Source organism: Mucilaginibacter sp. Bleaf8 (genome assembly GCF_018390515.1).
GTDB lineage: Bacteria > Bacteroidota > Bacteroidia > Sphingobacteriales > Sphingobacteriaceae > Mucilaginibacter.
The window spans coordinates 354,589-379,805 of the sequence record NZ_JAHBBK010000001.1 but is presented as its reverse complement, the minus strand read 5'-3'; the positions used below and the strand labels follow the sequence as shown (position 1 = coordinate 379,805).

The window sequence follows — 25,217 nt, the reverse complement described above, 5'->3', positions numbered from 1 at the left end:
GGATCGAGCTTAGATATCTAATGTTTCTTGAATATTCATTTAAAACTCGGATTCAATCAACAGCTTGTTTTTCAGGTTTACAAATTAAACGAAATAAATGAAAAAACCCTATACCTTTTTGATTTAATTTTAGGTATAGGGTTTAAAGACTAAGGTCTTTATGCCTTAAGCTTGATTCTCTTCTTTTTTAGGAGCGTCTGGCTTAGGTGGCTTTGGCAATAATGCCTTGCGTGATAATTTTAACTTGCCTTGCTTGTCGATATCCAGCAATTTTACAGTTACCATCTCACCTACTTCAAATACACCATCCATCGTTTCGATGCGGCGGTGGTCAATCTCTGAAATGTGCAGTAAGCCGTCTTTACCTGGCATAATCTCAACAAAGGCACCAAAAGGCATGATTGATCTTACTTTACCTTCGTAAGTTTCGCCTACTTCTGGTTTGGCAGCAATGGCACGGATACGTGATACCGCTGCATCAATTGCTGCTTTGTTGTCAGCAAATACCTGAACAATACCTTGGTTGTCTTTTTCTTCGATATTGATGGTAGCACCGGTTTCGCGTTGCATCTCCTGAATGATTTTACCACCGGGACCGATAACTGCACCGATAAATTCTTTATCAATTTTCAGGGTAACGATACGTGGCGCAAATGGTTTATAGTCTTCACGAGGTGCACTGATGGTTTTAGCCATCTCGCCCAGGATGTGTAAGCGACCTTCTTTTGCTTGCATCAAAGCCTCAGCTAATACTTCGTATGACAGGCCATTGATTTTCAAGTCCATCTGGCAGGCAATAATACCTTTAGTTGTACCGGTTACTTTAAAGTCCATATCACCCAAGTGATCTTCATCACCCAGAATGTCTGACAATACCGCATATTTACCGGTTTCCTCGTTAGTAATTAAGCCCATTGCAATACCAGATACAGGTGATTTTAATTTAACACCAGCATCCAACAGCGCTAAGGTACCCGCACATACGGTAGCCATTGATGAAGAACCATTCGATTCTAAAATATCAGATACCACACGGATAGTATATGGATTCTCATCCTCCGGAGGTAATACTTTTTTCAATGAACGCATAGCCAGGTTACCATGGCCAACTTCACGACGGCCCGGACCACGGTTAGGACGAACCTCGCCGGTTGAGAAACCAGGGAAATTGTAATGCAGAATGAATTTGCTGTAACCGTTGATGAATGCACCGTCAATCATTTGCTCATCATCTTTACCACCTAAGGTAACGCTGGTTAATGATTGCGTTTCGCCACGGGTAAATACAGCAGATCCGTGTGCCGCAGGCAGGTAATCAATTTCGCTCCAGATAGGACGAACCTGAGTTAACTGACGACCATCTAAACGCTTGCCTTCGTCCAGAATAAGGTTGCGTACGGCATCGTACTCAACATCGTGGAAGTATTTTTTGGCAAGGCTTTTTGTTACATCGTCAATCTCTAAACCTAAAGTAGCAATAAAGGCATCACGTGCTTCTTTCAGCTTTTCGTGACGCTCATGTTTAGATGAACCTGATTTAGCTACTTCGTATACTTTGTCATAAGTTGCAGCATAAACCTGTTTTTTCAACTCTTCGTTGCTATGCTCGTGTGAGTAAACACGTTTTTGAGTTTTGCCGACAGCTTCAGTCAGTTCTCTTTGTATACGGCAATGGTCTTTAATAGCAGCATGCGCAAACTTTAAAGCCTCAACCATTTCCTCTTCCTGAATTTCGTCTGCTTCACCTTCAACCATGTTGATGTCGTTTTCAGAACCGGCTACGATAAATTCTAAGGTAGCACGCTCCAAATCACTCAGTGTTGGATTGATTACCAACTGACCATCGATCTTGGCAACACGTACTTCTGAAATTGGACCATTGAAAGGAATATCTGAAACAGATAACGCTGCCGAAGCTGCTAAGCCGGCTAAAGCATCCGGCATAATGTTCTTATCAGCCGAAATTAATGAAATCATCACCTGGGTATCAGCATGATAATCCTCTGGAAATAACGGGCGTAATGCACGGTCAACCAAACGTGAAATTAAAATTTCATAGTCTGATAAACGTGCTTCGCGGCGTAAAAAGCCGCCGGGAATACGGCCTGTAGCCGCATACTTTTCTTGATAATCAACCGATAGCGGTAAAAAGTCAATACCTTCTTTTGCTTCGGGGGCAGATACTACAGTAGCCAGTAACATGGTGTCGCCCATTTTTACTACTACAGAGCCATCGGCCTGTTTGGCCAGTTTTCCGGTTTCGATCTCAATGGTGCGGCCGTCACCTAAATCGATTACCTTTTTAATTGCATTGTAACTCATTGTTTGTTGTATATGATGCGCTTTTCATCTTCGGGAGCGCACCTGTTTTATTGTGAAATTTTCTTTCAAAAATAAAAAAGCTATCCACAATAGGGATAGCTTTTTTTCAAAAATCGTAAAGCATTATTTGATGATATCTCTCAGCTGAAGAGCTTTGATGATAGCACGGTATCTTGCAATATCTTTTTTGTACAGGTAAGCTAATAAAGCACGACGTTTACCTACTAATTTTTGCAGTGATAACTGAGTGGCAAAATCTTTTTTGTTTTTTTTCAAATGCCCGGTTAAGTGTGCAATACGGGTAGTAAATAAGGCAATTTGGCCTTCTGCCGAACCTGTGTTGGTAGCTGCGCCACCATGTTGTGCGAAAATTTCAGATTTCGCTTCTTTACTTAAATACATTACTTGAATAATATTAAAGCTTAAATAATTTTGTTAATTAACGCACAAATATAATTAAAAGCATTGGCATAACAAAACGCTTAATTAACCGCAATTCATACTACAGCAAATATTGTTCGGCATGCCCATAAGCTGCCAGTTGGCGAATGCCCGTGCTGGATATATGCTCATATTCCCTATCACAAAATATAGACACGATATTGATGGCCGAGTTGCTCAAATCCTGCAAATAACGGTATTGGTTTAGCTCGTATTGCAAATCTGTACCATTGCGCAAACCACGTATAATGGTTACCGGGTAGCCTAATTGTTCCACAAAATCAGTGAGCAAAGTGCTATAGCTTTCAACTTGGTGGTATTGCAAAGCTGCGGGTAAGTTATGATTTGATTGCTCTTTTGCCAGGTTTACGCCACGTGCAATAATTACTTTATCAAAAATACGCTCGGCCTTTTGCAGTATGTTATAATGGCCTTTATGAAACGGATTAAAGCTACCGGGGTATACAGCAATATTAGGCTGGCGATGTTGTACATACGCTATCAATATATCAAGCGCCGGGTTATCGACTGTATTACGTAATTGTTGCAGCACCTCTACCCTTTTGGCCTGATAGGTTTTATAATCTACAAACTGAAATTCTTTAAAAATCTGATGCTCATAAGCGATTAGCTTATCAAAAGGCTGGCGCAAGATATTCAGATCAAGCTCACAAAAAACAGCAGAAAGTTCAGACGATGGCTGATGGGTTTTAGTATCCAATATGATCTGTGAAACTTCAGCCTTCAAATTTGTATCAGCTGCGTAATTATCGTTGAAGTAGCTAGCCGAATCCTCTTCGTTGGTGGATGATTTGGGGTCGTAAATTACATCGTGATAAACAGCCGCTAGTAATAACGCGTCATGGTCAGCAAGTTGCCGATCGGCAACTTGCTGAAATAAATCATTCAGGTGATCATTGCTGTGGTAAAAACGATGCGGCTCGTTATAACGGTCATACACTTCATTAGGTATGCCAAGTGCAGTTAGCCTGACCCGGATAGCAGATAAGTTCATGTTAAACATTTAAGTTTAAGATACCGCAAGGTATACATTAATCTTAACACCAAAAAGCGATGGAGAAGCTAAACATTAAGCGGCAAAATTACTTAACTATATATTTGCGCTATGGAAAAACCAAAATACAGCACTTTTGAAACCGAACACCGTGTAAGGCCCGACGATATTGACATGTTTCGGCACGTGCACAACAGCAAGTATTTTGATTACGTGCTGGCTGCCCGTTATGAGCAGATGGATACCTGCTATGGCATGGCGATGGAAAAATTCATGGAACGTGGTTTTGGCTGGGTAGTGCGCACCGCTCATGTAGATTATAAGCGCCCTTTGGTTATGGGCGATTATTTTTTAGTGCGTACCGGCATCGAAACTATTGACGACAAAGGTTGCCGTGTAGCATTTACTATCACCAATAAAGCTACTAAAAAGGTGTGTTGTGATGGTTGGTTTGATTACACGATGATTGACATGAAAACCGGTCGTGGTGCCCGGATTCCGGAAGATATTGTTGCACATTACCAGAAATAGCAATAGCAAATACAGCGTCAAGAATATAGCATAAAATATATTTTTGACGCTGTACTTCTAATTTACTAAAAAGCGCCCTCTATAATTTCGCCGTAAAAAGTTTTTACATCCATGCCTGCTGCTCTTACCTGTTGTGGTATCAAGCTATTGGCTGATTGGCCCGGCGTGGTGTTGATTTCTATAAAATAAAATTTGCCGGTGTCTTGCTGTAAAATAAAGTCAACACGAACCATGCCGCGGCAATTCAGGCGCAGGTATACTTCTTTTACAATGCTACTGATCACTTCATTCTGCTCAGCGGTTAGATCCGCAGGCGTAATTTCTTGGGTTACACCGGGGGTATATTTAGCTTCGTAATCGAAAAACTCCTTGGAGCTGATAATCTCGGTAGCCGGCAGTACCACTAACTGACCTTTAAGTCTGGCGATACCTATACTGAACTCGCGCCCGCTAATAAACTCTTCAACCAAAATCTGCTCATCTTCATGAAAAGCTTTGTCTAAAGCGGCAGGCAAAGCAGCTACATTGTGCACCTTGCTCATACCCACACTGCTGCCACCGTTGTTCGGTTTTACAAATAAAGGAAATTGCAGCGCCGATGCAATGGTACTTACATCATGCAGGTCCTTTTTTAACAAACGTAATGAATTAGCTGTGTGTAAATTATGGATACTCTTAACCAATGATTTGGTATAAGCTTTATTCATGGTGATGGCCGAAGTAGTAGCATCGCAGGTATTGTACGGGATGCCCAGCATGTCGAAATAGCCTTGCAGTTTGCCATCCTCGCCAGGTGTGCCATGTACGGTTATGAAAGCCATATCAAACTTGAGCTTAATTCCGTTAAGCGTCAGGCTAAAATCGTTTTTATCAACCTCAACATGTTCACCGTCGGCCTGATGAAACCAGTGGTCGCGCGTGATGAGGATGGTGTATACATTATATAAGTCGGCATCCAGATTAGCTGCTATATTTTTAGAGCTGTTGATGGATACTTCATATTCGCCGGTATAACCGCCGGCCAAAAGGGCGATGTTTTTCTTCGTCATACATGCCAAATATAAATATTTTGCTTTCCTGTTGAACTAAAACCATTCAAAACACAAAAGCGTTTATCTACTTTCATAATAAAGTTTAACTTTGCCTTATGCCATTTAAAGAGCGCGAAATCAGTAAGATGTATTATACCATGGGCGAAGTAACGGCCATGTTCGACGTAAACCATTCCCTGATACGGTATTACGAGAAAGAATTTGATATACTACAGCCCAAGAAAAACAAAAAGGGTAACCGCTACTTTACACCGGAAGATATTGAAAACCTGAAGATTATATTTCACCTGATACGAGACAAGGGATATACCATTCAAGGCGCCAAGGATCATTTAAGAAACAATGTAGATCAGTCTAAATCTCAGCAGACGGTAATCAACGCATTAGAAAATCTGAAAAAATTCCTACTTGAGGTTCGTGATGAACTATAATCGGGTTCAAACATTTCGCAGGAAATGGTAAGTTTATGCCGCCATATTTGTTCCGGCGCATATCAACAACCAAACCTGCATGCACTTCATTCGCAAAAGTGAAATTCCAGCTCTGATCTTACTACTGCCTTTCATAGCAGGTATAGTGCTTGGGTTGTATTTTCATAATGAAGGAGTTGCTTCCTTTTTGACTTATGGCTTTATCTGTTCAGCAACGGTATCCATAAGTCTGTATTTTCTCTACAATAAACTTAAGATATATCGCTTCCCAACCTTAGGCGGATGGTTATTGCACGTTACCCTTGCCTTAGCAGGCTGGCTTTGTTTGGTGCAAAACATACAAATTAATAGAGCCAACCACTTTTCCAAACAGAAGGCTGATTACCTGCTTGTCAAAGTTTCATCTGAGCCAAAACAGAGCAAGCAGTTTTTTAGATACACTGCCGAAGTTATTAAATGTATCGATCGCCATAAAGCAAAGCCGGTTTCCGGTAAATTGTTGCTGACTATTGTTGCCGACAGTAATAGCCGACCAGCTGATTATGGCGACTTGTTGCTGATACCGGCCAACTACAAAGCGGTAGATCCTCCTTTTAACCCGGCTGAATTTAATTATAAGCAATACCTCGCTCATCAAAATATTTACCAGCAAAGCTTTATTGTTAGCAAGCAAGCGGTAATTGTGAGGCACAATCAGGGCAATGCAATAGTTGCCTACGCGCTGCATCTGCGGCAGCAAATGGTCACAGTTTTCAAAACCTGCCTTTCAGATACCCAAGCGGCAGCAGTTGCATCTACGCTCATACTTGGTTACAAAGCTGATTTGAGTCCGGATGTATTAGCAGCTTATTCTAAAACCGGAACCATACATGTGTTATCGGTATCAGGGGCGCACGTAGCCATTATTTTCTGGTTTATTTCATTGCTGTTAGCCCCTGTTAAACGGCAAGCTTACGGCAAATGGTTTGGCACAACGCTATCCATTTTATTAATATGGGGCTATGCATTGCTTACCGGATTTTCACCAGCTGTTTGCCGCGCCGCATTAATGATCAGTTTTGTTATTATCGGAAAAGCAGCCAACAGCCAGGCACACACCTTGAATATACTATCCATATCAGCTTTTATTCTTTTGCTTTATAATCCGTTGTTGCTAACAGATGTGGGTTTCCAACTATCTTACCTTGCTGTTTTTGGCTTAGTTGTAATACACCCACTATTGATAAAACAGATACAAACAGATAATAAATGGCTAACTAAATTATGGTTCTGGTGCTCGGCATCTATAGCTGCCCAGTTAATTACCTTTCCGCTTAGCACCTATTACTTTCATCAGTTTCCGCTTTACTTTTTGATAAGTAACCTCTTTATTATCATTCCTTCCGAATTCATAATGGCTTGTGGCATCAGCTTATTGATGCTTTATAAAGTACCTTATATAGGTGTTGCATTGGGATGGTTACTACAGCATGCAATCCTGCTGATGAACAAGGGTTTGATATACCTGGAGCATTTACCTGCAGCCAGTATAGGTAAGTTATGGCTCACGCCTATTGAGCACGGTTTGCTATACTTATTGCTTGGTTTAGTAGTTGCCTCTTTCGTTGGCAAAAGGCAGTGGAAATTGCTTGGCGCATTTACATTAATTTCGATATTATGTATCAGCTTTGCTTTCAAGGTTATAGTTAAGCGCTCAGGAAACGAAATGGTATTTTTGAACTTGAAGAAACATACGGGTATCGTATTTAAAAATGGAGCCGAGGCGGTGGTGATAACAGATTTAACAGCCACCGAAAAGCATTACCAATACAGTGTACAACCCGGTTTGGACAGTTTGCAAGTTGATACTACCAGGGTCTTGGGCTTGAGAGAAAACCTAAGCACTGCGTTTGTACGTAAGCAAAGGAATCTTGTACAGTTTCGGAACAAACGCTTGCTTATAGTTGATAAGCATATTGATGAGGTTAAACTAAATCACAAACTTCAAGTCAATTATCTATTCGTAACGGGAAGCCCTCATACAAACCTTGCTTTCTTAAGCAAAAATTTTCGTTTTGATACTTTGATTATTGATGCTAACAACTCCAGGCAACGTATTGACAGCCTGACTAAGCAAGCCGATGCTAAAGGAATAAAATATTTTACCCTGAAGCGTAACAAAGCGCTTACTGTTGTATCTAACTAAAAAGTTTATAACTTTAAGGCAACTAATATTAATTGAACATAATTAAACATGAATACTAAATTTTTAACTGTAGCATTTGGCATTGCTTTATCGGCAACTGCAATGAGCGCCAGCGCGCAAAAAGTTTATTCGGAAGGTAAAGCTGTTTATACAGCCAGTGTTGGTGGTATGCAGGTAGAAGCAACTTCTTACTTTAAAGGCGATTCAAGCCTTACAGTAACCCAGCAAGGCCCGGCTACTATAAAATTGTTAAATAATAGCAAAACCGATTACTTTGCAGTACTTGTGGATGTGCCTGTTGCTAACATCAAAAAGGCAGCTGTAGCTACCCCGGCAGAAGTTGAAGAAATTCAATCTCAGTTACCTGAGCTGACTTTTACACCTACCAACGAAACCAAGCAGATCAATGGTTTCAATTGCAAAAAAGTAATTGCCAAAGATCCGAAAAGTGGTAAGTCATACGATACCTGGGTAACTACTGACTTTAAAGCCCCTCTGGGTTCTGCCGAAAGATTGTATGGTAAGGCGGGTGGTTACCCTGTGCAGTTCACCGCACTACAAAACGGACAGGAAGTAACCAACACGTTGAAAGCAATTGACGGTTCGAAAGTTGCTGCCGGTACTTTTGGTATCCCTGCAGGTTTCGATAAAATTTCATTAAGTGATTTGAAAGCTATGGGCGGCGGCAGATAGTTTTTGCACTGCCATTATACAGAACAGGCTGTTTCAATTACTGAAACAGCCTGTTTTGCTTTATAGAACCGCTACCTATCAGGCAGCTGTTTGAATTTCCACACGTACACTATTTACCCACTCGTTGAACAAGCGCGTTTCTATGGCCACGGCTTTTTCAGCATGCACCTGCCAGTCGTCCGAAAACTGTTGCAGCTGGTTGATCATTTCCTCTAAATGCCCCTCTTCTTCCAAGATGATGGACTTCACATTGATCTTGCTGCCAGCTTCGGTAAGTACATCCTGGTATACCGGATACAACTCATCGGCCCTTACCTCAATAGCATAAGTAACCAGCAGATAGGCGGCAAAGCGCAACTCTCTACCTTGTAAATCTAATTTTGATTTTAAGTAACGGCATACATCAATATCCAGCTGATTTAAATAACGCTTGCTATGATTAGCTGCCAACAAGTATTCCGGTGCATAGGTTGGGCAATCAACAGCTTCTATCTTTTCAATCTGCTTTTTCAGATAAAAAGCATGGCGGTGCTCTTCGGCAGCATGCTTTAATATAATATAGGTAACGGTAGCAGGATCTTCGCTTGCCGATATTTTACGAGCGCCGGTATTTTCCATTAACGAAAGCGTGTTCAGCCAGCGCGCATGCAATACATCATCATCCACTATTGCAGCAAAAAGTTCTTTTAATTCCATAGTTATATTGTTTCCAAAGCCTGGGTTATGGTGCGGTAAATATACTGGAGTTGATCGTTGGTAATGCAATAAGGTGGTAAAATATATATGATGTTACCTAACGGCCTTAAAATTATTCCGGCGTCTAAAAAGTAATTATACAACGTATCGCGTAAGTTACTAAAGTACGAAGTATCTGCGCCTGTTTCCCACTCCATTGCAATGATGGTACCGGTTTGCCTTACTTCCTTTACTCGGGGATGCGTTTTAATTTGTTCAGCAAATTCCTGGTGGCTTTCAATAATACGGTTAATATTTCCTTCTGTTTCGGGTGATAAAAACAAATCCATGCTGGCCAGGGCCGCTGCACAGGCAATGGGATTAGCCGTAAAGGAATGCCCATGAAAAAGCGTTTTCAACTTATCGCCGGACAGGAAAGCATCATAAATTTGCTGCGTACAAGTAGTAATACCCAAAGCCATGGTACCACCGGTTAAGCCTTTAGAAAAGCACATAATGTCAGGTTGCGGCTGCAAATGATAGCTGGCAAAGCGCTTACCCGTGCGGCCAAAGCCTGTAAAAACCTCATCGGCAATGGTAAACACGCCTTCTTGCTTACAGTGCTGCACTAACTGATCCAGGTATTCAGCCTCGTACATCAGCATACCGGCCGAGCCTTGCACAAGCGGCTCAAAAATAAAACACGCTAACGTTGATTTTAGACTGGAGATATGGTTTTTCAGTTGTTCAATGTTGCCGGCACTGGGCAGGTCAATAAATTCCACCTCAAACAGCAGGCTTTCAAATGCCGCCGTAAAGGCGCTACGCCCGCTTACCGCCATGGCACCAAAGGTATCACCATGATAAGCGTTATTGAATGCCAGTATTTTGGTACGCGGCTGCTCTTTATTGTTCCAGTACTGCAGGCACATTTTAAGCGCTACTTCAACCGCTGTTGAGCCGTTGTCCGAATAGAATACCTTCTGCTGGTTATCCGGCAATATGGCCAATAGGCGTTCAGCCAGCTCTACAGCTGGTTGATGGGTAAAGCCGGCAAAAATTACATGTTCTAAAGTTTTAAGCTGTTCGGCTACCTTGGCTGCAATATATGGATGTGCATGGCCATGGATGTTTACCCACCATGATGACACGGCATCTATATAGCATTTGTTGTTCTCGTCATACACACAGGCGCCTTCTCCCCTCACAATTCCTACGGGTGGGGCTGCTGTTAGCATTTGGGTATAGGGATGCCAGATTACTTTCTGGTCTCTTTCGGTTAAAGTCATATTTCTTTTCTTATCAGGTCGATCACGTATTGGTCTATCGGAAAGGTAACGTCCTGCGGTTGCAGGTCAGTCAGTTTCTTCCACCTAAATGCCTGCAACGGCTCTTGTGTACCATCAAAGTCGAATGGTTGCTCCTTGGTAACAAAGCCGATTGGTGCTAATGGCCTCACCTTATAATAAACGCTGACGATTTGCGAATCATTAAAAGCCGATTTTACAAAAAAGTCGGTTGTATAAAAGTGGTCAGTTATTTCGATAGGCAAGTTACACTCTTCCAGAAACTCCCGCTTCAGGCCGTCAATCAAACCTTCTCCATATTCCAAGCCACCACCCGGAAATTTAGTAAAGCGCTGGCCATACTCCTGTTCATCGCTCAGCAAAATTTGCTGGTTATCGTTAATAAGCAGGCCATACACTCTTACATTAAATATCTTCATTACTGCTCAAAGTGTTTTTTGTTACGGGTGATTTTCTCCATTGTCCACTCAATATCAACGCGCTTGGCCTCACTGCGTATGGGGCAATTCGGCATACTGCAATAATGACAGCATTGCGGCAAACACGGATCGGTGTGTATAAAGAGTTCGGTTTTAATACCAGCCTTTTCATTGATCAGCTTATCAACCAAAGCTACTTCTTCGTGCACACGGTTCAAGTCAAAATAATTTGGCAGCGTCATGTGACAATCAATATGCAACTCATGGCCGTACTTTTGTGCACGCAAATTATGGATATCAATCCATTCTTCTTTACGTTCCTCGTTCAGTACCTTAATTACATCGTTCACAACCGAAAAATCGGCCTCATCCATCAAGCCAGCCACCGAGGTACGTATTAGCTTGTAGCCGCTGTAGGTTATGTATAAGCCTACCGCTATTGACAAAACGCTATCGAGCCAAGCCCGGTCGGTAAAGTGAATGAGCAACAAGCCGAGCACTAGGCCACCACTGGTTACCATATCTGTAAGGAGGTGACGGCCATCAGCCTCCAGTGTGATAGATTTAAGCGCCTTGCCTTTATAAATCATGTAATAACCCAACGCGCCGTTAATCGCACCTGTTACGCCAATAATGATAGCACCGGTCAGCAAATCGCGAATGGTGGTCGGGTGAAATAAACTGTAAACCGATTTGATAAGGATGCCTAATCCTGCAATGGAAATTAAGGCCCCTTCAATAAAAACCGAGAAGAACTCGATTTTGCCGTGCCCATACGGATGGTTTTCGTCTTTAGGTCGTGAAGCCAGGTAGATGCTGAAAAATGCGAATGAACTTGCTACTACATTAACAATGCTTTCGGCGGCATCAGTGAGTACAAAGTTGGATGCGGTAATAAAATAAGCGCTGAATTTGGCCAGCATTAATACAACACTTACTACAAGCGCTATAATGATGATATTTCTTTTCTGTTGCAAGGTGTAAAAATGAGGTTCAAATTTAGTAATAACACAGCAAGTAGCAGAAAAGTTATTTTCTATATTTGCTCGAACTTGAATAATAATCATGAGTGTACTAAGCGACAGAATTAACAACTTGTCTGAATCACAGACCATTAAAATGGCCAAATTAGGCCGCGAACTGGCCGCCCAGGGCGTTGATGTAATCAGCCTTAGCTTTGGCGAGCCTGACTTTCATACCCCTGAGCACATTAAGGAAGCTGCTAAACAGGCTATGGATGATAACTTTACCTACTATACACCTGTTGCAGGGTACCCTGATCTGCGTAAAGCAATCGTTAATAAGTTGAAGGATGAAAATGGTTTGGATTACGATGCAAGCGAGATTGTTGTGTCAACCGGTGCAAAACAGGCTATTGCCAATGCAGTATTGTGCTTGGTAAATCCGGGTGAAGAGGTGATTATCCCTACGCCTTACTGGGTGTCGTATTCGGAAGTAGTTAAGCTGGCCGAAGGTAAAAGCGTTTTTATTGATACTTCCGTTGAGCAAAACTTTAAAATTACCCCTGAACAGTTAGAGGCAGCTATAACGCCAAACACAAAACTGTTCATGTTCTCATCACCATCAAACCCGACAGGCAGCGTTTACAACAAAGCAGAACTGGAAGGTTTGGCAAAAGTGTTTGAACGCCACCCACATGTATACATCCTGTCCGACGAGATTTACGAGCACATCAACTATGTAGATCGTCATGAATCTATCGCACAATTCCCTGCTATTAAAGACCGCGTGGTTATCATCAACGGCTTTTCAAAAGCCTATGCGATGACGGGCTGGCGTATTGGTTATACCGCATCGGCAAAAGAACTGGCTGTTGCTTTCGATAAAATGCAAGGTCAGATCACTTCAGGTACTTGTTCCATTACACAACGTGCCGGAACCGCGGCTTACAACGGCGGTTTAGAATCGGTATTGGAAATGCGTGATGCGTTTAAACGCCGTCGTGATTTGGTTTACAACCTGCTAAAAGAAATTGAAGGCCTAAAAGTGAATTTACCTGATGGTGCATTCTACTTTTTCCCGGATGTAACTTCATTTTTTGGAAAAAGCTATAACGGCCGCACTATTACAGATGCTGACGAGTTGGCTTTATATTTACTGCAAGATGCGCACGTAGCCGTTGTTGGCGGTGGATCATTTGGTGATCCGAAATCGATGCGTTTATCATATGCCGCTGCTGAGGACAAGCTTACCGAGGCAATGAAACGCATTAAAAAAGCCTTAAACCAGTTGCAATAGCACTGGTTTAAGGCTTTCAAGTTATAAAGTTCTTATTCTCTTCCTCTACAAATCAAACTGGTAAGCTAAACGCAGGCCTAAAGTATTCAGGTACTGCCCGCCCCAAGCCATCAACTCATAGCGCAAGGTACCATCAAAATGGCCCATCTCATAACCTATACTTGGTGAAAGTAAAATAGCTTTTTTGGTAGCGTAGTTTCTGAAAATACCAGGGCTGGCAAATGCACCACCTAATTCGGCACCTACATACACCTGAGGGGTAATGAACGCTTTTGCTCCGCCTTTAATCGGAATTAAGCCCACATCAGGCGTACGATCGTCACTGGTCTTATTTAAAAGCCGAAGATATCCAATTGAGCCGGTTAAAGACACATTCGTATTAATATCATACTGTACTTTACCACTCAGTCCAAAACCACCGTTAAAAGGGCTTTTGTTAAGATACTGACCTTCCAAACCAATACTGGCATGCCAGTCGGTTTCTGCATATCTGTCTGTTGAACGACCGAATTGGGCTTTAACGCTTGTAGCAGCGAATACAGCCATAACAATTACCAGGCTTGCAATAACTTTTTTCATATATAGACAAGGCATTATTTGATAAGGCTAATGTATTAAATATGATTGGATTAAAGCAATAATATATAAAAAAGGCAATAAAATTTAACTTTTATTTCACAATTGTAAATATTATTGAGAAATAATTATATTCTATAAACATAAAAAGGCCCTTCGCATAGCAAAGGGCCTTTTTATGTTTTATTTATATTAAATTACAGTTTAAAACCGTAAGCTAAACGGGCAGCAACCATACCGTAGTTATTGCTTTGTCCTGAGAAGTTTTCATAACGAACGCCTAAATCAACATTAGACCATGAATAACCTAAGCCCGGAGCTAAAATTAACTTTGTATTTTTCTTGTAAGCCTCCTCTGGAATTGGATCGTTTTTCACATCGCCAAAGCCAGAAGTTTCGAAGCCTGCACCTACTTCAGCTGAAAAATAAAATCCGCCACCAGCATAAGCTTTGATACCTGCTTTTAGAGGAACCATGCCAAGTGATTTGAATTTATAGTCATTATTGTCGCCTGGAAGTTTCACAGCGTCTTTTCCAAACATATTGTAATAACCAGAAGTAAGGGTTAATGCAACATTATTAGCCACACCGTATTGTAATCTTGCAGTACCACCCAACATCGCATTAGAGATATCATGAGCGTTACCAGTTGGTACACCACCTTCGATACCGATACCAAACCTCCATGCATTTGGAGGAGTTGTAGATTGTGCTTTAACGTTTGAAGCGAACATAGTTGCTACGGCAAATGATGCTACAGCTATAATTTTCGAAATGTGTTTCATAATCGTTTTTAAGATTTTAGTGAATACTTATTTGTTTAGTAACACCGACACTTGAACAAATACTTTGCCATTGGCACCCCTGCTATTGGCATATTACTTTTCTATGATGATTGCACTTTCGGCAGTTATAAGCTGAAGTTATAGGTTATTACTGACTATTTTATTGAGTTTCAGTACTTATAAACGCTGTTCACTATCCCCTAATGTTAAGATATTATTAACACAGCTCACTTATGCCAGTATGCCAAACTCATATGAAAACGATGTCAGTTATTATGGACAATGTAACAACCAGCATACAAAAGTGTCAGGGTAAGTAAACAAAAAAGGCACCTAACAGGTGCCTTTTTTGTTTAAACTTCCGGAAGCTTGTCTTTATCCTGCCTTTGTTTTTGCAGTTCGGCAAGCTTTTGCTTGCCATAAGCAAACTTGGTAATGCCGTAAAAAAGCACCGGCACAATAAATATAGCAAGTGATGTTGCTGCCAACATACCGCCAAACACCGTCCATCCGATAGTTTGACGAGCCTGCGCACCTGCACCTGATGCAAATACTAAAGGCAATACACCTAATATAAATGCAAGCGATGTCATGATGATTGGTCGCAAACGCAGCCTAACGGCTTCGAGCGTGGCCTCTTCCAGATCGTAGCCGCTATCTACCCGCTCCTTGGCAAACTCCACAATCAAAATCGCATTCTTGGCTGATAGACCAATCAACGTGATCAAACCAATCTGGGCGTACACGTTGTTGGCCAGCTTTGGCAGGAAGATCAGGAATAATATCGCACCGAAAGCACCCAATGGCACGGCGAGTAATACTGAGAATGGTACAGACCAGCTCTCGTACAAAGCCGCCAGGAACAAGAATACGAAGCCGATAGACAAGGCAAATATGTACACGGTTTTTGAACCCGACAAAATCTCCTCGCGACTCAGACCAGAGAATTCGTATCCATAACCTTCAGGCAAAGTTTTAGCTGCTACCTCTTGCAGGGCGGTAATAGCATCACCGCTACTAAAGCCCGGTTTGGTACTACCGTTTATCTCTGCCGAACGGAACAGGTTGTAGTGCGAGATCAAAGGCGCATTCTCGATGATTTTGTGCGTGGTTAGCGTACTCAATGGCACCATCGCTCCTGCCTGGTTACGTACAAAGTACTGCCCCAGGTTTTGAATGCTGGTACGATAGTTTGTATCTGCCTGTGCTACCACGCGGAAATTACGCCCGTAAATGGTAAAGTCATTGATGTAGGCACTACCCAGATAAGTTTGCAGTGCATTATTAATGTCCGATACCTGTACACCCAGTCGCTTGGCTTTTTCACGATCTACTACCAGTTGATAGGCTGGCGTGCGGGCAGTGAAGAAAGAAAATGCTCTGGCAATTTCAGGTCGTTGGTTAACTGCGCCTACAAAATTTTGCAATACACTTTCAAAGTTTTTGATATCACCCCCAGCCTGCTTTTCTTCCAGAATGAAAGAGAAACCTGCGGTGTTACCCAAACCCGGGATTGCCGGTGGTTGGATTACTACCACGTTAGCTTCCTTATATTTAGCTAAGCGTGCTTGTAATGTAGCAACGATAGATGTTGCGTCTTCCCCCTCGCCTTTACGCTCATCCCAAGGCTTTAACTGAACAAATATGGTAGCACTATTTGACTTTGTGGCAAAGTTAATTGCGTTCAAACCGCCCAACGCCGCATAATGACCAATACCCGGAACGCTATCCAACGTGTGCATCATTTGGTTTAACACCCGCACTGTTCGTTCAGTTGCCGAGCCTTCAGGTAAATCATAAGTAACATAGATACGACCCTCATCCTCAACAGGCAAGAAACCGGATGGCTTGCTCTTGAACATAAATACGGTGGCCACTATGATGAGGACTAACGCAAGCACTACAAACTTGCTGTGCTTAATGCTCTTATCTACTCCGTTACGGTAACGCCCCGTTACCCGGCCAAACCAATTGTTGAAGTGATAAAAGAACCGGTCCAGCCAGTTAGTGGATTTCTCATCTATTTTATGCGGACGCAAGATAAGCGTACATAATGCAGGTGTTAATGACAAGGCCACAAAAGCCGAAATCAATACCGAGATAGCAATAGTTATCGCAAACTGCTGATACAAGCGCCCTACAATGCCCGGCACAAAACCAACCGGCACAAACACCGCGGCCAAGATTAATGCAATAGCAATTACCGGTGCGGAAATATCGCGCATGGCGTGCTCGGTTGCTTCCCGCGGCGACATATCTTCCTCTTCCATATAATGCTGCACCGCCTCTACCACCACAATCGCATCATCCACCACAATACCGATGGCCAACACAAATCCGAACAGGGTTAAGGTGTTGATGGTAAAGCCTAATGGAATAAAGAAAATGAAGGTACCGATAATAGAAACAGGAATAGCCAGAATTGGAATCAGCGTAGCGCGCCAGCTCTGTAAGAATAGGAATACCACAATTACTACCAATAGCAATGCTTCTACCAGTGTATGGATTACCTCCTCTACCGATACTTTTACAACGGTTACAGACTCAAATGGAACCACATAATCAATATCTGCCGGGAAAGTTTTCTTCAACTGATCCATGGTGGCATATACACCCTCTGCGGTTTCAAGCGAGTTACTGTTTGGTGCCTGATAAATCAGCAGGTATGATGCACGCTTGCCATCTACAAAGGAGTTACCCGAATAGTTGAACTTACCTAACTGCACACGGGCCACATCTTTTAAATGTACAACGTCGCCGGTTTGCGGGCGGGTACGCACAATTATGTTTTCAAACTCTTCGGGTTTTACTAAACGGCCTTTAGTTAGTACGGTATACTCAAAAGTTTGTCCGTTCACTTGCGGCGGCGCACCTACGGTACCTGCAGCAACCTGCACGTTTTGTTCTTGCAGTGCACTGGTTACATCAGCTGCCGTCATGCCTAATGAGGCCAGTTTATCCGGCTTCAGCCAGATACGCATACTAAAATCGTCGGCACGGGTAAATACGTCGCCCACACCTTTGGTACGCAATAACGCATCGCGAATAAATACGTTGGTATAGTTATCTACAAACGTAACATCATGCGTTCCCTTTGGCGAGTACATGGCCACCAGCATCAAAATACTGGGGTTGCGTTTACGAACAGTTAAGCCCAAACGCTGTACCTCCTGCGGTAAAGTTGGCTGGGCTATACTTACCCGGTTCTGTACATCGAGTGCGGCAATATTGATATCGGTACCCACTTCAAAGTTAACCGTCATGCTCATTTGGCCGTTGCCGGTACTGTTACTTTGCAGGTAGGTCATGCCTGGTGTACCGTTTACCTGCACCTCAACCGGTGTGGCTACCGTTTGCTCAACGGTTAAGGCATCGGCACCGGTGTAGTTACCGGTTACCTGTACGGTAGGTGGTGTAATATCGGGGTATTGCCCTATCGCTAAACTTTGTATGGCAAGTATCCCCACCACCACAATCACAATGGATACGACGATAGCGGTTACCGGCCTTTTTATAAATACATCTGCAATCATTACTGCTTTATTATACTATAATATAATCTGTGCCTGATCTTTTATTTGCCTTGCTGACCTTGTGTCGGCTTTTCGGCGGGCTGACCGGCTGAACTTGTTGCCTGCTGTCCGTTTGCAGCTGGCTTACCGGCTGCACCTTGCTGAGCAGGCGGGCCCAGTGTAATTTTACCGCCGTCGCGCAGGCGTTGAAAACCTTCGGTAATTACTTTCTCGCCCGATTCCAATCCGTTTACCACAACGATATTGGCACCGATGCGCGGACCTAAGTTTATTTTACGTTGCCTGGCAATCGTGTCCTGCGCGACAAATACAAAGTACTCACCCATTTGCTCGGTAACCGCTTTGTATGGAATTTGCACACGGCTGCCCGACTCGGCATTCAGTACATTTAATACACCGCTCATACCGTCACGTAATTCATCTTTAGGGTTAGGGAACTGGATACGAACCTTAACTGTACCGGTTTGGTTGTTTACGCCCCGGTCAATCGCAAAAACTTTTCCTTTATAGGGATAGTCGGTACTGCCGTTGATCTGCAGACGGAAAGTAGTGTCCGTATATTTACGTTGTAAACGGTAAAAGCGGTCCATATCCTGCTCGTTGATCACTACATCAACCGCAATCGGGTTTTCTGTAGATATAGTGTTAAGCAAAGTTGTGCCCGGTGATACCTGCGCGCCTAAACGAACCTGAGATATACCTATACGCCCCGTAAATGGTGCCTTGATAATCGAATAAGACAAATCCGTTTGTGCAGATAAGATCGCTGCCCGTGCAACCGAAACCTGACTCTGGTTAGTGGCCAGTGTAGCCACCGCCTGATCGTAAGTTTGACGGGCAACAGCGTCTTGCTTTAGCAAAAAGCTGTAGCGGTCGGCATCTTTTTGGGCTCTTACCAGGTTAGCCTGCGCACTAACTAAATTAGCGCGAGCCTGTTCGTATGAAGCCAGGTATTTGCGGCGATCAATTTCATAAAGCGGTTTACCCTTTTGCACTACTTCGCCCTCTTTAAAGAAGATGCCGGTAATATAGCCCGAAACCTGCGGGCGCAGCTCTACGCTGTTCAAGGCAACAACTGTTGCCTGATATTTATCATAATAGGTTGCAGCCTCGGTATGTGCTTCGGCAATATTAACCGGTGTTGCAGCCTGTGCCGCTGCTGCCGCAGCATTTTGATTATCCTTATTTTTGCAGGCCGTCCATAATAAGGCCATTAATGGAACTGCCGAAAATATGTATCGTTTTTTCATGGTTTAAGTGTGTTTGTTACCTTACCGGTAAGGTGCCTAATGATCTTTGTAAATCTATTTTGCTGGATAAAAGCTGGAACAATGCATTGTAGTAATTCAGTTGCGCTGTTCGCAGGTCGGTTTGTGCTACAATTAAGTCCAAGTATGTTTTTATTCCCTCTCTGTATTGCAGGCTTACTACATTATATACATCCTTGGCCAGTTCAACATTCTGTTTCAGAAACTGCCAGTTGGTATAATTACTCTTATAACTGGCTAAGGCCTGTGTGTATTCTGTATTAATGGCGTTACGGGTATTGATCAGATCCAAATCGGCTCTTTTCACCTGCAGCCTCGCCTTGCTCAGGTTTTGTAAACGCCGCGTTCCCTGGAAAATGGGAATATTTAAACTGAGACCTACAAATGATGTTGGAAACGCATCTCTGTATAGGTTCGAAAACTTCTCGTTAAAATACAACATATTGTATGAACCCACGGCCGAAAGCGATGGCAGGAAACCGTATTTATAATAGGTAACGTTTAAATTCTGTAACGATTTTTGGGTTTCAAGCAATCGGTATTCAATACGGTTATTTACATCCAAAGCTTGGTTGGTGTCAATTACCGCCTCTGTTTCATAGCGGGTAGAATCGTAAGAAAGCTGTAACGGCCTTTGCGGAAAATAGCCCATTACCTGTTTCAAGTAAGATATCCGGCTGTTTACTGCTTCCTGCAATTGTTTGCGGCTTGCCAACGAGTTATTAAGAGCAATGGTGGCTTGCCTGTAATCGGTCTTATCAACTACCCCAGCTTGGTACCTCGATAAGGCATCCTTTTGGTTGCGCTGTAAACGACTGATGTCTTCGTTGATGATTTCCAGCTGGCGTTGTGACAATAATACATCAAAAAAGGCCTTGCTTACGTCAGATACTACATCGATCTGGGTACTCAGCGTATTCTGCTTATAATACTGTCGGGAATATTTGGACGCCCTTGATGCCAGATTTACATCATTATTATAAATAACCTGTGAAGCCTGTGCACCAATGGAAGAAACATTGTTTGCTAATGCCAGTACCGATTGTTGTGAACCTGTGCTCGGTATAGTACCGGGGTTAGTACCTGCACCATTACCCGGATTGTTTCCTGCGCCTGTTCCGCTGCCTGCTCCAGTGTTATTTCCTGTTCCGGCACCGTTATTTCCGGTACCTGTTCCGCCTGCGACTGAGGTGGTACGTTGCAGATAGCGCTGGTAACTTGCAGTAGAATTGATTTGCGGCAACCATGCCGATAAGCTAATGCGAATATCTCGTTCGTTAATGTCCTCATCTATGGTAGCCTGTCTTACAGCGGGCTGATTTCTCAGCGCAAATTCAACACATTGCCGCAACGTTAGCAGTTGTGTTAAACTATCGCGGCTATTTTGGCTCAAACCGATTAATGGAAAACTAAATAATGAGATAATTATAAGAACATAGTGTTTTTTCATATTGCAGTGTGTGCTCGCGCTAACAAAACGCCGTTATACGACATTAGTTTTTTATTAGAAAATTAGATGTTGCGCAATATGGGAACAATTGGGCAGACAGGTATAAAACGAATAAGATTTTTACACAAAGTTGGCACTAACACACCTAAGAAGCATTTTGTTTAAAAAAATTAGAATTTGATGATAGCGAATAATAAAAATTTTTGATTAATTTGCCGGATAGATAATATTGGGTTAATCGACAATATTTAAAAATTTTACATATCAAGTATAAGTTATTAAGCTATTGATAGTATTTTTACAAAAAATTTAAGCAGGGTTAATACATGCGTAAAAAATTACATGATAAAATTGCTCAGTTCACCGATGCAAAGGCGGCCAGAGACAAAGGGGTTTACCCTTTTTTCAGGCCCATTGAATCAGCACAGGATACTGAAGTAATTATTGACGGCCAACGGGTATTGATGTTTGGCTCCAATTCCTATTTGGGTTTAACTAACCATCCTACAATTAAAGAAGCTTCAAAAAAAGCAATTGATAAATATGGTACAGGGTGTGCAGGTTCAAGATTCTTGAACGGGACACTGGACATCCATATCGAACTTGAAAATCGCCTGGCTGCTTATGTAGGTAAAGAGGCCGCTGTTTTATTCAGCACCGGCTTTCAGGTTAACTTAGGTGTTTTATCATGCATCACCGGCCGTAACGACTACCTGATACTTGACGAATATGACCATGCTTCTATCATTGACGGTAGCCGCCTGTCTTTTTCACGTGTAATTAAGTATGCGCACAATGATATGCAGGATTTGGAACGCAAACTGAGCCTGCTGCCCGAAGAAGCTGCAAAAGTGATTGCTGTTGATGGTATATTCAGCATGGAAGGTGACATCGTAAAGTTACCTGAAGTTGCTGTACTGGCTGAGCAATATGGCGCTAATATTATGGTTGATGATGCACACAGTTTAGGTGTAATTGGCTATAAAGGCGGCGGTACTGCTTCTCACTTCAACATGACAGAAGATGTTGACTTGATTATGGGTACCTTCAGTAAGTCGTTCGCTTCTTTAGGTGGTTTTATTGCTGCAGATGCCGAAACTATCGATTACCTGAAACACCGCGCACGTTCATTAATGTTTAGTGCTAGTATGCCACCGGGATCTGTTGCAAGTGTTATTGCAGCTTTAGATATCATTGAATCTGAGCCTGAACGCATTGAAAAGCTTTGGGATAATACCAATTATGCCATGAAGCTTTTAACTGACGAAGGATTTGATTTAGGACCAACCGAAAGCCCTATCCTGCCGATCTACATCCGTGATAACGATAAAACCTTTATGGTAACTAAATTACTTCAGGATAATGGCGTATTCGTAAATCCTGTTGTATCACCGGCTGTTCCTTCAGATTCGTCACTGTTACGTTTCTCTCTCATGGCCACGCATACTTTCGCGCAGATTGATGAAGCTGTGGACAAAATATCGAGAGTATTCAAAGAAGTAGGTGTAAGCACCGTTAAAGAAAAAATATGATCAAAATAGTTGCGGTAAGTTCCAAAAAGGAGCTTGCCGCCTTTATAGACTTTCCGCACGATTTACACAACGGCGATTCCAATTACGTACCAGAACTGCACATTGCTCAAAAAGATTTGCTAAGTAAGCATCCGTTTTTTGAGCATTCTTCTTTACAGTGCTTTTTAGCTTATAACGATAATAACAAGATCGTTGGCCGTATAGCAGCTATCCTAAACAATAACCACAATAAATTTAACCAAGCCAATGATGGCTTTTTTGGTTTTTTTGACTGTGTGAATGATCAGAAAGTTGCAAACTTGCTTTTTGACAGTGCTGTAAAGTGGCTGAAAGAGAAAGGCGCCAATAAACTCGTTGGGCCTACTAACCCATCAACTAACGAAACCTGTGGCTTATTAGTTAAAGGTTTTGATAGCCCGCCGGTTGTGATGATGCCCTATAATCCGGAGTATTATATATCACTGTTTGAAAACTACGGTTTACATAAACAGGTTGATTTGCTTGCCTGGAGCTGGAAAGGTCAGAACTATAATGACAAATCATTGCAACTGCTTGATAAGTTGAAGGATCGCCTGCAACGTAACAGCAATATAGTTATCCGTAAAATAAACCTTAAAAATTTTAAAGAAGAGGCTAATAAGCTGCGCGAGGTATATAACCATGCCTGGGATAAAAACATGGGCTTTTTCCCAATGACGGATAATGAGTTCGACTACGTTGCTAAAGACTTAAAGCTGATATTGGATCCCGACTTCGCTTATGTTGCTGAACAAGATGGCAAGATAGTTGGCTTTGGGGTTGCAATTCCCGATATCAACCAAATTTTACGCACCATAAAAAAGGGAAGACTCTTCCCTACCGGTATCTTCAAATTACTGTTCAACAAAAAGAAGGTAAGAGGCATTCGTATTATGTTATTAGGCGTAATTGAAGGTTACCGTAAGCTTGGTATCGAGGCATGTTTATATGGTACAATTATAAAGGAATATCGCCGCAAGGATTATGATTATGCAGAAGCTTCCTGGACCCTTGAGCATAACGACATGGTGAATAAAGCTATAGAAGCCATTGGAGGCGATCCTTACAAAACCTATCGTATTTACGAGAAGGAAATATAAACCTTCAAAGCTAAGTTATTCACCAATTTGACACTTTTGTCAAAATTTAATCAAATGATTAACAAATGATAAAAGTCATATATAATATTCACTTATTGGTGTAACTTTGGCGCAAGCAAATTATAAGTCTGTTATAAAATACAGATAAAATCAACATTAAAAAAAATAAACAGTCACGCTGTCTATTATAATTTGAAAACAAAAGAATGATGGAAAATAACGTTAAACCTGCTAATGGTAAGCTGGGTATCCTGATTCCTGGATTAGGTGCTGTAGCCACTACTCTTATTGCTGGTGTTGAAGCCGTTAACAAAGGCTTATCACAACCTATTGGCGCCCTTACACAAATGGGTAACATTCGTTTAGGTAAAAGAACCGAAAACCGCTACCCTAAAATTAAAGACTTTGTTCCTCTGGCTCAATTAAACGATATCGTTTTTGGCGGATGGGATGTGTACTCTGATAACGTTTACGAAGCTGCCATGACTGCCAAAGTTTTGGAACCAGGCTTATTAAACTCTGTAAAAGCTGAGCTGGAAGGCATTGTGCCGATGAAAGCTGCTTTTGATAAAGATTACGCTAAAAATTTGGACGGCACCCACGTTAAAGCAGGTACACGTTTAGAAATGGCTAATGAGTTGATGGAAGACATCAAAAACTTCCAGGAAGCAAATGGCTTGGATCGTGTTGTTGTATTATGGTGTGGTTCTACCGAAGTTTACTTCGAGGAGTCAGACATTCACCAAACACTTGCTGCATTTGAGGCTGCCTTAGAAGCTGATGATAAACGCATTGCGCCAAGCATGCTTTATGCTTATGCTGCTTTAAAATTAGGCGTTCCTTTTGTTAACGGTGCTCCAAACTTAACCGTTGATATTCCAGCAATGGTTGAGCTGTCAAAACTGACTGAAACCCCAATTGCCGGTAAAGACTTTAAAACAGGCCAAACTTTAATGAAAACAATCGTTGCACCTGGTTTAGCAGCTCGCGCTCTGGGTGTTAAGGGATGGTTCTCAACCAACATTTTAGGTAACCGTGATGGTTATGTATTGGATGATCCGGATAACTTTAAAACTAAAGAAGTATCTAAATTAAGCGTACTGGAAGAAATCTTCCAACCGGAAATCAGCCCTGAATTGTACGGTGAGCTTTACCACAAAGTTCGTATCAACTACTACCCTCCTCATGGTGATAACAAAGAGAGCTGGGATAACATTGATATCTTCGGCTGGTTAGGTTACCCTATGCAAATCAAAATCAACTTCCTGTGCCGCGACTCAATCTTAGCTGCACCGGTTGCTTTGGATTTGGCTTTGTTTAGCGACCTGGCTAAACGTGCCGGAATGAGCGGTATTCAAGAATGGTTATCATTCTACCTGAAATCGCCTCAAACAGCACAAGGTCTGCGTCCGGAGCACGATATATTCAAGCAATTGATGAAACTGCAAAACACATTACGCCACATGATGGGTGAAGATTTAATCACTCACTTAGGACTGGATTACTACCAGGACTTAGTAGATGTGCTGTAAGCCCATTTATAATATCAAAAGAGAAAGGCCGTTAATCTTTGACGGCCTTTTTTTATGACTTGTATTTGAAAAGCCGTTGATTGGCAGCGGTTT

Annotated in this window: 21 protein-coding genes; 8 read left to right on the top strand and 13 right to left on the bottom strand. The window is 42.2% G+C overall.

Going from position 1 to position 25,217, the window contains the following annotated elements; translation table 11 throughout:
* Positions 1-165 precede the first annotated feature (165 nt).
* From pnp to KHS38_RS01550, 3 genes are all read right to left on the bottom strand, one after another.
* A complete protein-coding gene (gene pnp / locus KHS38_RS01560; RefSeq protein ID WP_213486368.1) occupies positions 166-2,322 on the bottom strand; it encodes a polyribonucleotide nucleotidyltransferase in 2,157 nt (718 codons plus the stop codon).
* Between the two features lie 123 nt (positions 2,323-2,445).
* Complete coding sequence (gene rpsO / locus KHS38_RS01555; RefSeq protein ID WP_213486367.1) at positions 2,446-2,724, bottom strand: 30S ribosomal protein S15; 279 nt, start codon at positions 2,722-2,724, stop codon at positions 2,446-2,448.
* 100 nt (positions 2,725-2,824) lie between these two features.
* Positions 2,825-3,778, bottom strand: a complete 954-nt coding sequence (locus KHS38_RS01550) for an adenylyltransferase/cytidyltransferase family protein (RefSeq protein ID WP_213486365.1) — start codon at positions 3,776-3,778, stop codon at positions 2,825-2,827.
* Positions 3,779-3,889: 111 nt separating this feature from the next.
* Here KHS38_RS01550 and KHS38_RS01545 point away from each other — a divergent pair, with 111 nt between their 5' ends.
* Positions 3,890-4,309 carry an acyl-CoA thioesterase gene (locus KHS38_RS01545; protein ID WP_213486363.1) on the top strand — a complete coding sequence of 140 codons (420 nt, stop codon included), beginning with the start codon at positions 3,890-3,892 and terminating at the stop codon, positions 4,307-4,309.
* Positions 4,310-4,374: 65 nt separating this feature from the next.
* Here KHS38_RS01545 and KHS38_RS01540 read toward each other — a convergent pair whose 3' ends face one another.
* Entirely contained in the window at positions 4,375-5,358 is a 984-nt protein-coding gene (locus KHS38_RS01540; protein WP_213486361.1) for a D-alanine--D-alanine ligase, read from the bottom strand.
* 98 nt (positions 5,359-5,456) lie between these two features.
* Here KHS38_RS01540 and KHS38_RS01535 point away from each other — a divergent pair, with 98 nt between their 5' ends.
* The 3 genes from KHS38_RS01535 to KHS38_RS01525 all read left to right on the top strand — a co-directional run bounded on the left by KHS38_RS01535 (position 5,457) and on the right by KHS38_RS01525 (position 8,670).
* Entirely contained in the window at positions 5,457-5,792 is a 336-nt protein-coding gene (locus KHS38_RS01535; RefSeq protein ID WP_213486359.1) for a MerR family transcriptional regulator, read from the top strand.
* Positions 5,793-5,871: 79 nt separating this feature from the next.
* Positions 5,872-7,977, top strand: a complete 2,106-nt coding sequence (locus KHS38_RS01530; protein ID WP_213486358.1) for a ComEC/Rec2 family competence protein — start codon at positions 5,872-5,874, stop codon at positions 7,975-7,977.
* 48 nt (positions 7,978-8,025) lie between these two features.
* Positions 8,026-8,670, top strand: a complete 645-nt coding sequence (locus KHS38_RS01525; RefSeq protein WP_213486356.1) for a DUF4412 domain-containing protein — start codon at positions 8,026-8,028, stop codon at positions 8,668-8,670.
* A gap of 78 nt (positions 8,671-8,748) precedes the next feature.
* Here the strand turns inward: KHS38_RS01525 and KHS38_RS01520 are convergent, their stop codons facing one another.
* Genes KHS38_RS01520 through KHS38_RS01505 form a run of 4 tightly spaced genes read right to left on the bottom strand, consistent with a single transcriptional unit; the run spans position 8,749 to position 12,048 of the window.
* Positions 8,749-9,366 (bottom strand): hypothetical protein, encoded by a 618-nt coding sequence (locus KHS38_RS01520; protein WP_213486354.1) that lies wholly within the window; start codon positions 9,364-9,366, stop codon positions 8,749-8,751.
* 2 nt (positions 9,367-9,368) lie between these two features.
* Positions 9,369-10,634 (bottom strand): adenosylmethionine--8-amino-7-oxononanoate transaminase, encoded by a 1,266-nt coding sequence (gene bioA, locus KHS38_RS01515; RefSeq protein WP_213486353.1) that lies wholly within the window; start codon positions 10,632-10,634, stop codon positions 9,369-9,371.
* On the bottom strand, positions 10,631-11,071 hold the full coding sequence (locus KHS38_RS01510; protein ID WP_213486351.1) for an NUDIX domain-containing protein: 441 nt from the start codon (positions 11,069-11,071) through the stop codon (positions 10,631-10,633). The genes bioA and KHS38_RS01510 overlap by 4 nt, the downstream gene beginning before the upstream one ends.
* Complete coding sequence (locus KHS38_RS01505; protein ID WP_249665246.1) at positions 11,071-12,048, bottom strand: cation diffusion facilitator family transporter; 978 nt, start codon at positions 12,046-12,048, stop codon at positions 11,071-11,073. The genes KHS38_RS01510 and KHS38_RS01505 overlap by 1 nt, the downstream gene beginning before the upstream one ends.
* Positions 12,049-12,136: 88 nt before the next feature.
* Between KHS38_RS01505 and KHS38_RS01500 the strand changes: the two genes are divergently transcribed.
* The gene (locus KHS38_RS01500) at positions 12,137-13,330 is read left to right on the top strand and encodes a pyridoxal phosphate-dependent aminotransferase (RefSeq protein ID WP_213486347.1); all 1,194 of its coding nucleotides are present in this window, start codon (positions 12,137-12,139) and stop codon (positions 13,328-13,330) included.
* A gap of 45 nt (positions 13,331-13,375) precedes the next feature.
* Here the strand turns inward: KHS38_RS01500 and KHS38_RS01495 are convergent, their stop codons facing one another.
* The 5 genes from KHS38_RS01495 to KHS38_RS01475 all read right to left on the bottom strand — a co-directional run bounded on the left by KHS38_RS01495 (position 13,376) and on the right by KHS38_RS01475 (position 20,942).
* Positions 13,376-13,909: a hypothetical protein gene (locus KHS38_RS01495; RefSeq protein WP_213486346.1), complete on the bottom strand. Its 534-nt coding sequence runs from the start codon at positions 13,907-13,909 to the stop codon at positions 13,376-13,378.
* 194 nt (positions 13,910-14,103) lie between these two features.
* Positions 14,104-14,691: a hypothetical protein gene (locus KHS38_RS01490; RefSeq protein WP_213486344.1), complete on the bottom strand. Its 588-nt coding sequence runs from the start codon at positions 14,689-14,691 to the stop codon at positions 14,104-14,106.
* 353 nt (positions 14,692-15,044) lie between these two features.
* On the bottom strand, positions 15,045-18,224 hold the full coding sequence (locus tag KHS38_RS01485; RefSeq protein WP_213486342.1) for an efflux RND transporter permease subunit: 3,180 nt from the start codon (positions 18,222-18,224) through the stop codon (positions 15,045-15,047).
* A 41-nt stretch (positions 18,225-18,265) separates the two neighbouring features.
* The gene (locus tag KHS38_RS01480; RefSeq protein WP_213486340.1) at positions 18,266-19,474 is read right to left on the bottom strand and encodes an efflux RND transporter periplasmic adaptor subunit; all 1,209 of its coding nucleotides are present in this window, start codon (positions 19,472-19,474) and stop codon (positions 18,266-18,268) included.
* 16 nt (positions 19,475-19,490) lie between these two features.
* The gene (locus KHS38_RS01475; RefSeq protein WP_213486338.1) at positions 19,491-20,942 is read right to left on the bottom strand and encodes a TolC family protein; all 1,452 of its coding nucleotides are present in this window, start codon (positions 20,940-20,942) and stop codon (positions 19,491-19,493) included.
* 326 nt (positions 20,943-21,268) lie between these two features.
* On the opposite strand from KHS38_RS01475, the gene spt reads away from it, so the two are divergent.
* From spt to KHS38_RS01460, 3 genes are all read left to right on the top strand, one after another.
* Positions 21,269-22,474 carry a serine palmitoyltransferase gene (spt, locus tag KHS38_RS01470; protein WP_213486337.1) on the top strand — a complete coding sequence of 402 codons (1,206 nt, stop codon included), beginning with the start codon at positions 21,269-21,271 and terminating at the stop codon, positions 22,472-22,474.
* Positions 22,471-23,592, top strand: coding sequence for a GNAT family N-acetyltransferase (locus KHS38_RS01465; RefSeq protein WP_213486335.1), 1,122 nt, complete (start codon positions 22,471-22,473; stop codon positions 23,590-23,592). The genes spt and KHS38_RS01465 overlap by 4 nt, the downstream gene beginning before the upstream one ends.
* A gap of 206 nt (positions 23,593-23,798) precedes the next feature.
* Positions 23,799-25,124, top strand: a complete 1,326-nt coding sequence (locus KHS38_RS01460; RefSeq protein ID WP_249665245.1) for an inositol-3-phosphate synthase — start codon at positions 23,799-23,801, stop codon at positions 25,122-25,124.
* Positions 25,125-25,217: the final 93 nt, after the last annotated feature.

Bases quoted from the DNA above. Each gene is read 5' to 3' on its own strand.
- pnp (WP_213486368.1), bottom strand. From the start codon at position 2,322: ATGAGTTACAATGCAATTAAAAAGGTAATCGATTTAGGTGACGGCCGC.
- rpsO (WP_213486367.1), bottom strand. From the start codon at position 2,724: ATGTATTTAAGTAAAGAAGCGAAATCTGAAATTTTCGCACAACATGGT.
- KHS38_RS01550 (WP_213486365.1), bottom strand. From the start codon at position 3,778: ATGAACTTATCTGCTATCCGGGTCAGGCTAACTGCACTTGGCATACCT.
- KHS38_RS01545 (WP_213486363.1), top strand. From the start codon at position 3,890: ATGGAAAAACCAAAATACAGCACTTTTGAAACCGAACACCGTGTAAGG.
- KHS38_RS01540 (WP_213486361.1), bottom strand. From the start codon at position 5,358: ATGACGAAGAAAAACATCGCCCTTTTGGCCGGCGGTTATACCGGCGAA.
- KHS38_RS01535 (WP_213486359.1), top strand. From the start codon at position 5,457: ATGCCATTTAAAGAGCGCGAAATCAGTAAGATGTATTATACCATGGGC.
- KHS38_RS01530 (WP_213486358.1), top strand. From the start codon at position 5,872: ATGCACTTCATTCGCAAAAGTGAAATTCCAGCTCTGATCTTACTACTG.
- KHS38_RS01525 (WP_213486356.1), top strand. From the start codon at position 8,026: ATGAATACTAAATTTTTAACTGTAGCATTTGGCATTGCTTTATCGGCA.
- KHS38_RS01520 (WP_213486354.1), bottom strand. From the start codon at position 9,366: ATGGAATTAAAAGAACTTTTTGCTGCAATAGTGGATGATGATGTATTG.
- bioA (WP_213486353.1), bottom strand. From the start codon at position 10,634: ATGACTTTAACCGAAAGAGACCAGAAAGTAATCTGGCATCCCTATACC.
- KHS38_RS01510 (WP_213486351.1), bottom strand. From the start codon at position 11,071: ATGAAGATATTTAATGTAAGAGTGTATGGCCTGCTTATTAACGATAAC.
- KHS38_RS01500 (WP_213486347.1), top strand. From the start codon at position 12,137: ATGAGTGTACTAAGCGACAGAATTAACAACTTGTCTGAATCACAGACC.
- KHS38_RS01495 (WP_213486346.1), bottom strand. From the start codon at position 13,909: ATGAAAAAAGTTATTGCAAGCCTGGTAATTGTTATGGCTGTATTCGCT.
- KHS38_RS01490 (WP_213486344.1), bottom strand. From the start codon at position 14,691: ATGAAACACATTTCGAAAATTATAGCTGTAGCATCATTTGCCGTAGCA.
- KHS38_RS01485 (WP_213486342.1), bottom strand. From the start codon at position 18,224: ATGATTGCAGATGTATTTATAAAAAGGCCGGTAACCGCTATCGTCGTA.
- KHS38_RS01480 (WP_213486340.1), bottom strand. From the start codon at position 19,474: ATGAAAAAACGATACATATTTTCGGCAGTTCCATTAATGGCCTTATTA.
- KHS38_RS01475 (WP_213486338.1), bottom strand. From the start codon at position 20,942: ATGAAAAAACACTATGTTCTTATAATTATCTCATTATTTAGTTTTCCA.
- spt (WP_213486337.1), top strand. From the start codon at position 21,269: ATGCGTAAAAAATTACATGATAAAATTGCTCAGTTCACCGATGCAAAG.
- KHS38_RS01465 (WP_213486335.1), top strand. From the start codon at position 22,471: ATGATCAAAATAGTTGCGGTAAGTTCCAAAAAGGAGCTTGCCGCCTTT.
- KHS38_RS01460 (WP_249665245.1), top strand. From the start codon at position 23,799: ATGATGGAAAATAACGTTAAACCTGCTAATGGTAAGCTGGGTATCCTG.